The sequence below is a fragment of the Aquimarina discodermiae genome (genome assembly GCF_040786235.1).
Taxonomy (GTDB): domain Bacteria; phylum Bacteroidota; class Bacteroidia; order Flavobacteriales; family Flavobacteriaceae; genus Aquimarina.
This window is the reverse complement of record NZ_JBFMKP010000057.1, coordinates 1-12,902: the sequence shown is the minus strand read 5'-3', so window position 1 is coordinate 12,902 and position 12,902 is coordinate 1. Positions and strand designations below refer to the sequence as shown.

General features: G+C 34.9%; 9 protein-coding genes, 1 tRNA gene and 1 pseudogene. 5 read left to right on the top strand and 6 right to left on the bottom strand.

Features of this window, described 5'->3' with window-relative positions:
- Nucleotides 1–11: 11 nt before the first annotated feature.
- The 4 genes from ABW636_RS22320 to ABW636_RS22305 form a co-directional block, all read right to left on the bottom strand.
- The gene (locus tag ABW636_RS22320; RefSeq protein ID WP_367592314.1) at nt 12–1,148 is read right to left on the bottom strand and encodes a hypothetical protein; all 1,137 of its coding nucleotides are present in this window, start codon (nt 1,146–1,148) and stop codon (nt 12–14) included.
- A gap of 6 nt (nt 1,149–1,154) precedes the next feature.
- Nucleotides 1,155–1,361: a hypothetical protein gene (locus ABW636_RS22315; protein WP_367592313.1), complete on the bottom strand. Its 207-nt coding sequence runs from the start codon at nt 1,359–1,361 to the stop codon at nt 1,155–1,157.
- 249 nt (nt 1,362–1,610) lie between these two features.
- Complete coding sequence (locus ABW636_RS22310; RefSeq protein ID WP_367592311.1) at nt 1,611–2,744, bottom strand: hypothetical protein; 1,134 nt, start codon at nt 2,742–2,744, stop codon at nt 1,611–1,613.
- A gap of 2 nt (nt 2,745–2,746) precedes the next feature.
- Entirely contained in the window at nt 2,747–6,643 is a 3,897-nt protein-coding gene (locus ABW636_RS22305) for a hypothetical protein (RefSeq protein ID WP_367592310.1), read from the bottom strand.
- A gap of 321 nt (nt 6,644–6,964) precedes the next feature.
- On the opposite strand from ABW636_RS22305, the gene ABW636_RS22300 reads away from it, so the two are divergent.
- From ABW636_RS22300 to ABW636_RS22280, 5 genes and pseudogenes are all read left to right on the top strand, one after another.
- On the top strand, nt 6,965–7,129 hold the full coding sequence (locus tag ABW636_RS22300; protein ID WP_367592309.1) for a hypothetical protein: 165 nt from the start codon (nt 6,965–6,967) through the stop codon (nt 7,127–7,129).
- Nucleotides 7,129–8,949 (top strand): DNA adenine methylase, encoded by a 1,821-nt coding sequence (locus ABW636_RS22295; protein WP_367592308.1) that lies wholly within the window; start codon nt 7,129–7,131, stop codon nt 8,947–8,949. The genes ABW636_RS22300 and ABW636_RS22295 overlap by 1 nt, the downstream gene beginning before the upstream one ends.
- Nucleotides 8,950–9,091: 142 nt before the next feature.
- Nucleotides 9,092–10,159, top strand: a complete 1,068-nt coding sequence (locus tag ABW636_RS22290; protein WP_367592307.1) for a Fic family protein — start codon at nt 9,092–9,094, stop codon at nt 10,157–10,159.
- Nucleotides 10,160–10,329: 170 nt separating this feature from the next.
- On the top strand, nt 10,330–10,620 hold the full coding sequence (locus tag ABW636_RS22285) for an ISAon1 family transposase N-terminal region protein (RefSeq protein ID WP_367592306.1): 291 nt from the start codon (nt 10,330–10,332) through the stop codon (nt 10,618–10,620).
- 54 nt (nt 10,621–10,674) lie between these two features.
- A pseudogene (locus tag ABW636_RS22280) lies at nt 10,675–11,658 on the top strand (ISAon1 family transposase).
- 118 nt (nt 11,659–11,776) lie between these two features.
- On the opposite strand, the gene ABW636_RS22275 reads toward ABW636_RS22280, so the two are convergent.
- Nucleotides 11,777–11,850 (bottom strand) — tRNA-Ile (locus ABW636_RS22275).
- A 114-nt stretch (nt 11,851–11,964) separates the two neighbouring features.
- On the bottom strand, nt 11,965–12,381 hold the full coding sequence (mce, locus tag ABW636_RS22270) for a methylmalonyl-CoA epimerase (RefSeq protein WP_367592305.1): 417 nt from the start codon (nt 12,379–12,381) through the stop codon (nt 11,965–11,967).
- Nucleotides 12,382–12,902: the final 521 nt, after the last annotated feature.

The window sequence follows — 12,902 nt, the reverse complement described above, 5'->3', positions numbered from 1 at the left end:
GTATTCTTTTTTTAGACTTTATCTTTATAGTGATTATAGTATTCATACTGTTGTACCAATACCTCATGAATTTCTGTCCAATTGTGTTTTTCTGATAGATAAATTGCGGCTTCCCACATAGGCTCTATAGCTTTACTACCGGCTTGCCCAGCCCAATAACTAGCTGTTACTAAAGCATCCCAAGCCGCATAAGGGTCATTATATTCTGTATCAAGAATAGCTGCTGCTTCTGCATGTTTTTCTCCCATATAGCCTCTTTTACGAACTCGTAAATCCTGAACAGCATCATATAATATGTGCTTAACAATTTCTTCTGAGAAAACTCTATTTAAATCTAAATCAAACTCGTCGATAATGCTTAATATAGATCTTGAAGAATCTGACGTTGGATTTGGTATGATTCCAAAACTTGTATTTACACTATCAAAACCATGAATCTGAGTTAAACTTTTCCATAGATGTTTTTCTCTTTTTGTAAAATTAGCATCATAATCAATGTAAGCCCTTCTACTTAAAGCATTATACATTCTACTATTCCATAGACCATATTCCGTTTCTTTAAATTCAGGATAAAAATCTTCATTTTGATCTAATTTGTTTATTAAATCACTGTACATTTTTTGATGTGGAGTATGATTATAGTGATTCCAAAAGTCTAAATAAGTAATTTGCATATATCCTTCGTTACCCGTAGCGATTCGTTCTTGATTATCCTGCTCAGCAATATATTGATAAAAAAACTCTAAAGAATCCTCTCCTTTTGTGTATTCTCTATAAAGTAAAGAGACCTCTTCAATTGTATTTTTATTGGCTAAGAAATGATTTTTAACCAATTCTATTTTCTTTAAAAATTTTATATTATTGAGCGGAATGAATGTCTTTAAATTAGAAGCTACGGTAACGCCATCAGAATTATTTATTTGGACTATACTAGATTCGTTTATTTTATTTCTCGGCTCCAATCTTACTGCGAAATTATTATATGACTCAAAAGCAAAAGGCATGACAGACCAATATCCAGATTTGAAAATTTTTATTAATCTTTTATGTTCATCATCACATGTAAAACTAAAAGCGAATAATTTCTTTATTTCTTGATTATCTTGATACAGTTTTTTTAAATCTTGATGTAAGTTGTTCAGTTTCATTATAAACTAGGTTATTTCTTTAACTATTTTTCTTGCCCAAACCTTTTCAGCTAATACTTTTAATTTGACTATTGCTTTATTATGTGTATTAATATCACCATCAAACGTACTTTTACTTAATGCTGCTTTAACAGTTTCTATTCCTGATAACAAAGCACTCTCATAAGCTTTTTCACCGGTAGTGTTAATTCGTTTTAAAATTTCAGCTTCCATAACTTCTACTTCTAAAGCATTTATTCCTTTAACCCCGTTGTGCTAAAGTCTCCTGACTTTGAGCTCTATTATTTCACTATATTTTCAAAGAACATTGTTATTTATATTTTCTGCTATAGCTAAATTAATACCATCATCAATCAAAACGATTTCCGCGAGTCAGGAAACTTTGCGAAACCCATTTATCTTTTAACCCTTCTATGGTTTGTAATAGCCTGTTGTATTTTATAAGAAATTAGTATTCTTTTTTTAGACTTTATCTTTATAGTGATTATAGTATTCATACTGTTGTACCAATACCTCATGAATTTCTGTCCAATTGTGTTTTTCTGATAGATAAATTGCGGCTTCCCACATAGGTTCTATAGCTTTACTATTGTTACGACCTGCCCAATAACTCGCCGTTACTAAAGCATTCCAAGCTGTATAAGGATCATTGTACTCTGTTTCTAAAATTTTAGCAGCTATAACATGTTTTTCTCCTAAATAATTTGGTTGTTTCAATCTTAAATCCTGAATAGCATCAAAAAGTGGGTGCCTTAAAATTTCTTCGGAAAACTGAGTCTCTAAATCAGGGTTTGTATCAAATTTATTTACGATACTACTCATTGACAAATAAGTATCTGAGCTAGAACTAGGTATTATGGCGAACTCTGCTCCCTCTGCATCAAACCCATGAGGTTGACTAATATATTTCCAATAATATTTCTCTTTATACTTAAAATCAGCTTTCAACATTCCATAAGCTCTTTGAGCCAAAATACTATTGACTCTAGAGTTCCAAATACCATAATCAACATCTAAACTCTCTGGTAAATATCTATAGTCATTTAATAAATTATTGACTAATTTATTATACTCATTTTGTGAAGGGGAATCATTATAATAATTCCAAAAATCCATATAAACTTTAGAAAACCCTTCCTCTGAATCCTCAAGTATTTTCTTTATTTCCTTACCGTAAATATATTGTTCTATAAAATCCAATGAGCTATTTTCAGTAAATTCAAGAAATGACTTGGAAAGATCTTTAAAATCTGCCCAAGATTCTTTAATTATCCCTTCAAGAGAATCATTAGAATTCATATATTTTAACTGCAAGAAAAACAAAAAGCAATCTAATTTTGGTGAAAAAATTTTAGAGTTATTATTCTTTACACTAACAATTGGTGAAGAATTAATACCAACCATAGGTGATAACTTTATTGCGTAGCTATCATAAGTTTCATATGCAAAAGGCATGAGTGACCAGTATCCTAATTTAAAAATTTTAATCACCCTTTCAATTTCATCAGATACAATAAAATCTACTCCTAAAGCTTCATCAGTATTTTTATTTAAATATATCTCTTTTAACTTTTTACTAATGTTATTTACTTCCATTACTAACTAATTTCTTTAACAATATTGTTTCTCCATATTTTATTTGACAAATCTTCCAATTTGGACAATACTTTTGGATGATTTTCTTTTGGCCCATCTTTATCACTTTTACTTAATGCCGTTTTTACCGTTAAAAGAGCCGAAATTAAGGCATTTTTATATGCGTTTTCAGCGGTTAAATTAATTAAATCTCTTATTTCATTCTTTTTACGAATAATATCTCTTTTCCCCATGGTTTCAATACCTTCTAGCCTTACATTAATCTCTTCAGAGATTTTTTCAAGAGCTTTTTTATCACTTCCTTCTGATTTTATAATCAATTCTTGATCGTCATTCTTTACTTCAAATTCTCGATTTGATGTCATAAAGAAAACATTTTTAATAAAAACATTCCAAGACCCTTCAGTCATCTGAGCTCTCCTAACTTTTGTTTTAGAATCGGCACCTATTAGAACAATTTCTTTCGTCTCTTCCGTATAGGTTTCAATTTCTTTCATTACATGTGGCTGTAAACCAATGCTATGAACTGCCTCTCCCTCTGCCAATCTATGCGTATCTTTATGAATTAAGATTGCGGATAAGTTTTTACCTTTTGGAAATCTTCCTTCAATTCCTTTTTGACGAGCAATAAATTTTTCTCCTAAATCTTTAAAGCTAGAGTTAACAGATAACGTATTACCTACTTCTCCATAAAACTCCTTAGTCTGTTCCATAAATTTATTTTCTGCTACGTGATGTGATTCCCTTTGATGTTCATCACTTCGTTTTTCAGTTTCTTCTAATTCATGTAAACCTACCTTTAACTCTTCGCCGAAATCCTCTGTCTCATACTCTGCTTGAAGGTCGACAAGCTTATACTTATTACCAATCAACTCAATATTATTTGCTAGATTTTCTAAACGTTCATTGGCATCTTGAATAGCTTTCTGTTTTGCTTCTCCCTCTTTCTTTCTTTTCAATGCATTTCTTAAAGCGGTATTAGCTGAAGTTTTTTCTTTCTTTAACTTTTTCAACTCTTCTAAGATTTCCCCTTGTTTACCTTGTATTAACTCTGCTTCTGGATGATTCTCTACAAATTTAATAGCTGCATTGATTTTATGAGTTATATTACCTTTTTCACTCTGCATCATAATATCACCCTTTTCGTAGGAAAGAGTGTGCTGATGACCATGCATTATAAATTCTTGAGGAAGAATAACAGACTTTTTTGCTTCTCTTGATTCTTTCCCTTTCTTCTTCCCAAATCCAAGTTTACGCCATATCTTTTTACCAGCCTTTTTGATTTTGAGCCATAGTTTGGTAAGTGCTTTTTGCACGCGTTTTCGTACTTTACGTACCAGCCCCAGTACTTTGTTGGCCAGCCCACCAATCCCCAGTACAGAGGCCAATAAACCAATTACTACCGGTACTGCTTTGCCCAATGCATTTTCTATACTCTTGGCCACGACTCCTACTTTACCCGCTGCAATAGCGGCTATCGATTCTGTAAAGGCAATCACCAGTTCTGCAATCTGTGAGGCGCGTTCTATAAAGAATTTTACCACATCTACTATAGCCATCACTGCTTTTACAAAAGCACCCACAGGTGATAGTAATCCTAAGATCCATTTGATCCCCGCCTGTACCACCTGGCTCATGATCATTTCTTTGATGGCGCCAATCACTGTTTCTTTTAGATCCTGGAATTGTTCTTTAAGATGTTCCCACAGCCCGGCAATTCCTTCTTCTCGCAGGATCTTGACCATGGTAAATCCAGTTTCTAGGGCTTTTACAATAGGTTCACCAATTACCTTGGCGCCTACGCTACGTATATTATCCCAGGTAAAACCAAGTATTTGTGTGGTTAACGAGAAAATACCTTTAAGTGAAAATACATTTTCTGGGATTTGTATACTCACAGACCCCAAAGTACCGGTTAACCATCCTATTAATCCGCTTTGCAAATGGGTAGCGATATTGGTAGTAAAGTTTTGTATTCCCTGGCCTACCCCAGTCATCAGGTTCTTTAAGAATCCTATTGGATCGGTGATAATAGCACCTACGGCAGCTACTACACTGGCCAATAGATTGGTTAGGATATTTTTTACTTTGATAATGATATCAAATACTCCCTGCAGCGCACTTAGGGCTTTACCCACCAGGCCACTATTGGCAGCTTTTAATTCTTCTATTTGGGTATCGATACTGGCCAGGTTATCGGCATATTGTTGTGCCAGCGTATCGATCAACATTTCTTTTTTGTTATCTACATCCTGCTCGAGGCTATCGAATTTTGACTGTATATCACTAGCTGCCTGTTGCCCGATCTTTTGCAGATTAGGAGACAAACCACTTACATAGTCCTGCACCTCTTTTTTACCATCTTTGATGGTTTGCTTGGCTTTGTTTAACTCTTTGGCTACCAAATTAGCAATGGCTGTAAGGTATCCATCCATGGTCGAGATATACAGTTTTCGGCCGCTTTCAAAGAATTTGTTTACTTCATCCGGTAATCCTACCACCGCATCTTTTACTCTTCGTAATTGTCGCAGGTCAAACCAGGAATCTCCATAACGATTTTTCTTATAGGTTGCCATTTCTGTTTCGATATGGCTTTCGAATACTTTTTGCGCAGCTTTAGACCCACTTACAAATTTGGCAGCTACCGATTTGTCTAAGGCATCTAAAATAGCAGTTACCTTGGTCTTTGTACCCTCATACAGGCTTTGTACTTTATCGGCTACAGCTTTACGAGCCGCGGTATCTTTGGTAGCTGTTTGTTGTTGGTTATCACTAACTTTACCCAGCCCAGCCACTCGGCTGGCATGCATACCATTTGTAGCGGCATTTGCTTGTTGCTGGCTTTGTTGCTGTGCATTGGTTAACTGCTGCGTTTCTGTAGCTCTAAATTGTGATGTAGCTGCAGTACTTTGTGTTTTTGCCGCGTTTTTCTCTTCCAGAGCTGTTTTAAAAGTAGCTTCATTAGAATTGGCCAGGGTAGCATCGGTGATACCATGCTGTTCCATCTGGGTATCTAACGTAGCTGTTTGCTCTTGTATCGGCTGTTCTACCGCTACTGTCGAACGTTTGGGGGGCATTGCCTGAGCGGTAGGTATGGTAGCCGGTTTTTTACCGTTCATAGGCGTAGGCATTGCAGCCACTGTTCTTACCGGTACGACGGCCTGGTTAGGTACTGCATTGGCAGCTCCTGCGATCGCCCCAGAAGCATTGTCTTGTGCTGTGCTTACATCACCCATAGCAGCAGACTGCACCTCATCTATATTATTATTTTCTTTAAAGTTATCTGCCTCTTCCTCATTTTTGGGCAGCGTCATTGCATCGATACGGCTCTGTAATTGTTTTTTGAAATCTGCCGCACTAAAAGTTCCTGCTTCTTGTTCTTCCATCACCGCCACCTGATTGGCCTGTGCAGTACTCATACGTTCATTAGAGGGTGAAGGAGCAGCTTTCTGCGCATTGACTGATGCTGTTGTTGCAGGTTCGTGCTTACGCTGTCTATTGGCAGTAGCCTTAACGGCCCCTACCATAGCTACAAAATTTGGATCTTCTGATGAGCTCTTGGGAGTAGTTATAATTTCTTCTTTTGCTGCGCCTGCATTAGCAAATTGAGGATAATCGCCCAGGTTAAATTGATTTTTTGCAGGTGTTGGAAACTGTGCATCCAGCACATCTTTTGCAGGAACAAAAGGATCTTTTGCTAGCGCTGAAATCGTATTCTTCTTAGAAACCGGTGCAAAAGAAGTAGGAGTAGTCGCCGGACTTACCAAAGCTACAGGAGTATTGGGTTCACCTTCTTTTACCAATACCGGTTGCGGTTTTTGTAGTGGTACCGCAGGTTTTTTGCGCGGTACGGGTTTGGGCACTTTAGCTTTTACTTTGGGTGGCTTTTGTTCCGTCATACTACTTCGAATTGAAATCAAATGAATAAGTCATAGGATCACTACTCTCAAAGATGAACTCTCTTTTTTAAAAAAACTATTTTTTTGATCACCAAATGCAGTCTTTTCAGTGGAATTATAGTCAACTACCTCGGAGCAAGCTCACGAAGCATCCAGCGGAAAAACAGTTTTTACATTTCGAGGCAAGCCTCGGAGAATTAAACTCCACTATGTGGATTAAAGAGATTCGTTCTTTTTAGATAGGAAATTAGATCTAATCACATCTCAACCCGAAACCAACTCTATCAACCTTCTTATCATTACCAATAAAAACATATGGTAATGAAACTCAACACAAAAAGAAAATCTACCACAGGAACATCTGCAAATACCAGAAGGGTTACAATGATTAGTAGAAAGGCTAAGCTGATTAGAAAGAAAAACGAACCCTGGACCAATACCATCAAAAGAGCTACCAAACTTCTTAAAAAAGAAGGGAGGTTATAATGGAATCTCCATTGCACGGATTGGGTAAAATCAGCAAAACCCCTATTAGTTATTACGGAGGTAAGCAAAACCTAACGAAGCTAATTCTTTCTTTACTCCCAAAACACAAGCTGTATTGCGAACCTTTTGTAGGCGGAGCAGCCATCTTTTTTGCAAAAGAGCCCAGTGCTGTAGAAGTAATCAATGACCTAAACGGAGATGTCGTTAACTTTTATAGGGTATGTAAGTTACAGTTTCATAAACTTCAGAAACTTGTACAGGCTACTCCGCATAGTAGAAAACTACATGTAGAGGCAGCAGAAATATTAAAAAGTAATACCCAAAAAGATGCTGTAAAAAGGGCATGGGCATTTTGGGTGCAAACCAATATGAGTTTTTCTTCCAGGGTATTTGGTGGTTATGCTTATGAACGACAATCGAACGGAGTTTCAAAAACCATCCTTAATAAAAAGAATAGGTTTATTACAGAGATTTGCGAGCGTCTGGATTTGGTAGATATCGAGTGTAATGATGCCCTAAAAGTTATAGAAAGTAGAGATACCAAGGACACTTTCTTCTATATCGACCCTCCCTATTTCAATTCTGATATGGGGCATTATAAAGGATATACACTACAGGATTTTGAGAAGCTTCTACAACTTCTTAGCACCATTAAAGGAAAGTTTTTATTGAGTAGTTACCCTTCTGATATTTTAGAAAAGTATACCAAAAAAAACAAGTGGCACCAACAATCTATAGAAAAAACCATTACCGTAACCAAGGGAACCAGAAACAAAAAGAAAATAGAAATGCTTACTGCTAATTATACTATTACAAAACCCATGGAAATGTTATCTGGCATCTCTACAGAAAAGGACTTTATAGCCAGGTTTCTAAAAATGCATAAAACCGTACAATCCAGAGATGCACTAAGAAACTACATTTTTGATTTACAAAAGGCAATTACTCATAAAGAAATTACCAAAGAATCTCTATATGCTCAACATATCGAGCAGATCCAACAAAAACTGATTGTACAACATAATAACCTAATCTTAAAAGAAAAGGTAAAAATTGTGATTAACAGAAAATGGAGATTAACATTACAAAGAATTATTACAGATAATGAGATGGAAGGTTTAGGAAACATCTCACGACTAGAAGATAAGAGTAGCATACATATACCATTGCAACCATCAGAAACAGATAGGCTTTTTACACCCATCAACAGCCCAATGCCTCTAAGCACAAAAAATACTTTTAAACTAGATGGAGCTCTTGGAGAATTACTTGGAGATTTAGAAAAATTCGAATTAGCCATTACTATAGAAGGAGATCAGGGAGGAGGAAAAACCAGGTTTACTTATCAACTGGCAGATGCCTTTGCCACTATCAAAAACCGGATTGCCATTTTTTCTCTGGAGATTGGAAGTCGTTCAGATCTGATCACCCGAATGAAAGGAGAATACCTACAACCCAAAAATCAAGATCATATTTTTATTACCGATCAACTTCCAGAGGGATATACCACCATTTCGAATACAGCAAAAGATTTTGATGTGATCATTATCGATAGTTGGAATAAAACAGGTTTACCGTCACAAGATTTTGATCGTTTACGTAAACAGCACCCTGATACCATCTTTATTGTTATCTTTCAACGTACTACACAAAAGACCATACGAGGAGGAACCGCTCTGCTATTTGATGCTGGGATCAATATCGAAGTGGTTAAGGTTGATGATACCTTTCAAAATAATTATGCAGTGACTACCAAAAATCGGTATAGGGTTACTGGGTTTAGATATAATATTCACAATCTAGAGGTAGTAGACCCATAGCAAATATGTAGGGTTTATCATATCACCACATAACGTATAAAGAAAATGGAAAAAACTTTACACGAACAATATGACGTGTAAAGAAAATTGAATTATCTTTACACGTAATTACAATATGTAAAGAAAAACAGAAAAGCTTATTATGAGTTGGACACCTTCCTTATTACCCTATAATAGAGATCCAGAAACTAAAAAGGTATTAAAAGCTCTCGCAGGCGCCCATCGTGCTTTGGCAGAACTAAAAGGAGTTGCTCAATCAATACCTCGACAAGAAATATTGATTAATACATTAACTTTTCAGGAAGCAAAAGACAGTTCTGAAGTTGAAAATATAGTAACCACTCATGATGAGCTCTATAAAAGTTCTTTAGGATTTCAAGATTTTATCTCTCCAGCTGCAAAAGAAGTAGAAAATTACACATTAGCTCTTAAAAGAGGATATGAAATCATATCCCAAAAAAAGATTTTAAACATTAGTGGCATATTAGAGATCCAAGAAGTTTTGGAAAAAAACAAAGCTGGTTTTAGAAAACTTCCCGGAACCAATCTCAAAAACCAACAAACAGGTGAAATTGTTTATGAACCGCCTCAACATACTGAAGCAATAAAAGATTTAATGCAGAATCTTGTTGCATTTATCAATGACGATACACTTACTGATTACGATACTATTGTGAAAATGGCCATCGTACATTTTCAGTTTGAAAGTATACATCCTTTCTATGATGGTAACGGAAGAACAGGTAGAATTATCAATATTCTATATCTGGTACTAGAAGGTTTACTAGATATTCCTATTTTATATCTAAGCAGATACATAATACAACATAAAAGTAATTATTATCAGCTTTTACAAGAAGTTAGAGATTTAGGAAATTGGGAGTCTTGGATATTATTTATGATCAGAGCGGTTGAAGAAACATCCTTATATACTATAGAATTGATCAAGGGTATAAAATCGGACATGATGAAAATGAAGAATATACTTAGGGATAATTATAAGTTTTATAGCCAGGAGCTACTCAATCATCTTTTTAAATTACCTTATACCAAAATAGAATTTTTGATGAATGATCTCAATATTAGTCGTGTTACGGCCTCTGGTTATTTGAATAAACTTGCCGAAGATCAGGTTATATACAAGCATAAGCTTGGCAAAAGTAATTATTATATTAATCCTCTACTTATAGCTACATTAACCAAAAATTAATATGAAGCTTAGTAAAAGTAAGATTTCAAATTAAGTTTAGCACTGAATAGCAACAACCTTAATCCAATTTTTCTATCTGCTTATGTTGTAAAACGACAAACGAAGGATCATTCCTAAAAGTTGTGTGTAAATTGAGATAAGAATTTGATCTTTGTCAAAAAAAGCAGCAATTGGATCCCTACCTAGATATACTTAAGTTGATTTTACCAGAATTATTGGTTACTCATTTTGACATTACAAAACATGAAACACATAAAACCGTTGTTCATCTTTATTTTGAAGAGAAAAAAGATCTTCCAGAAGAGTTTTCATCTGATATAGTTATTTCTCATGGTTTTCATAAAGAAATTACGATCCAAGACTTTCCATTGAGAGGCAAAAATGTCTATTTTCATATTAAACGTAATCGCTGGTTGAATAAGACAACTAAGCAAGTCGTGTTCAAAGAGATTGGAATTTAGTAGCCCAGGGAACTCGTATGACTGTAGAGTTCGCTGCTTTTTTAAAAGTACTTAATAACTACCAGAGCTAATGATTGTCATACCATAGGTAGTTTTTACGGAATCAATGGTAAGAAATTACAACGTCAATATCGAGATTACCTTAGTGAGTTTAAGGAATGGAAAGATAAGTCTCACGCCAAAGAGTGGCTTGTTTTTCCTGAGAATATAGGTAAGCGTTTATCCATAGATGAAACCGCTCTTTCTAAAGGAGAACTTTATACCATCATTACCAATAAAAGTGCAAAAGGCAAGAAAGGAGCTATTGTGGCGATACTAACAGGAACCAAGGTAGAACCTATCATAGAACAACTCCTTAAAATTCCAAAATCACTTAGGGATAAAGTAAAAGAGATCACCTTAGATATGGTTAATTCTATGAAGATCATTGCTAAGAAATGCTTTCCTAAGGCCATACAGGTCACAGATCGCTTTCACGTACAAAAACTTGCTTTAGAAGCACTACAGGATATTAGAATTAAACATCGATGGGAAGCTATTGACAAGCAAAATCAGGACATTCAGAAAGCTAAGAGTAAACAAATAGAATATCAACCCGAAACCTTTGAAAATGGAGATACCAGAAAACAACTCTTAGCCAGAAGTAGATATCTACTCTATAAAGCACCAAACAAATGGACTCAACATCAATATATAAGATCTAAAATCCTATTTGAACACTATCCTGATATCAAAAAAGCATAGGATCTGGTCCAAGGGTTAAGAAATATATTCAATACCGCAAATTCTATACAAACGGCATATACCAAACTAGCACACTGGTATAAAGATGTAGAACAAACAGGATTCAAAGCTTTTAATACCATCGCAAATACAATAACTATAAACTATAGGTCAATCTTAAATTATTTTATAAATAGAAGTACTAATGCTTCAGCAGAATCTTTTAATGCAAAGATAAAAGCCTTTAGAGCACAATTTAGAGGAGTCAAAAATGTAGAATTCTTCCTCTTTAGATTAACTAGAATATTTGCATAAACACAACTTTTGGTATTGATCCGTGAAAACCGAGCAAAAACCGAGCAAATTTTTCTAAAAAGGATAAAAAACTAAAAAAGAGTTACGAAAAATTATCGTAACTCTTTGATTATTAGCGTGGTCCCACTTGGGCTCGAACCAAGGACCCCCTGATTATGAGTCAGGTGCTCTAACCAGCTGAGCTATGGGACCTAAAACGGAGGGCAAATTTAAAGATTTGATATAAACACGCCAAACTTTTTTTCTATTATTTTAAATCATTTTAAAAAAAATAGCCTCCAACATACAACTACAAGATATAACTATTTATTTTACAGTGTTTTCCTGACATAACTCTATTAACACCCCATGTGCGCTTTTTGGGTGTACAAAAGCGATAATTTTATTATCAGCCCCTGGTTTTGGTACTTTATTGATTAATCGAAACCCTTCTTTCTCTAATCGATCCAGTTCTAGTTGGATATCATCTACATCAAAAGCAATATGATGAATCCCTTCTCCTTTTTTGGCAATAAACCTTGCAATAGGTCCCTCGTCATCGGTACTGGCTAATAACTCTATTTTGCTATCCCCAACCTTAAAAAAAGAAGTAATTACAGACTCGCTTTCTACTTCTTCTTGCTTATAAGGGGGTACACCCAGTAATTTTTCATAGACCTCGTTTGCCTGCTCGATATCGTTTACCGCAATACCCAGATGTTCTATTTTATTGATATGATTCATGGTGTTATAATACTATATACCCGATAAAAATACGATTAACTGGTTTCTTATCCCATTTTTGCTTTAGAAATAGGTATACTATCAATACCTACAAAAAAACGACTCCTGAGTTAACTACGCTCAGGAGTCTTAATTGAAACATAATTGTATTTACACAAACTCAACTTATACTAACTATAATTGCTTCAATTTATTCAGGTATGAACTGAAATTTTTATTTCGTTTGGGTACCCCTTAACTTAGGTTACCTAAACATTATATATTACTATATATGCTTATGACGTAGCATAATTACGGTTTCCCTATGTTATTGTGACATATTTATGTAATATTTAACAGTTATACAGCTATATTTCGACCATCTTCAAAATAAATACGATGTAGTCACACCTCTAAAAGCCAGGGCAATTTCATTTAAAAAATGACCTGAGGCGTTATTTTTTTTATCTTTGACTTGTTGTCAAGTGCCTGACCATATACTGTCAGGGATATAAAAAAATGACAAATTCGCCCAATTCTAA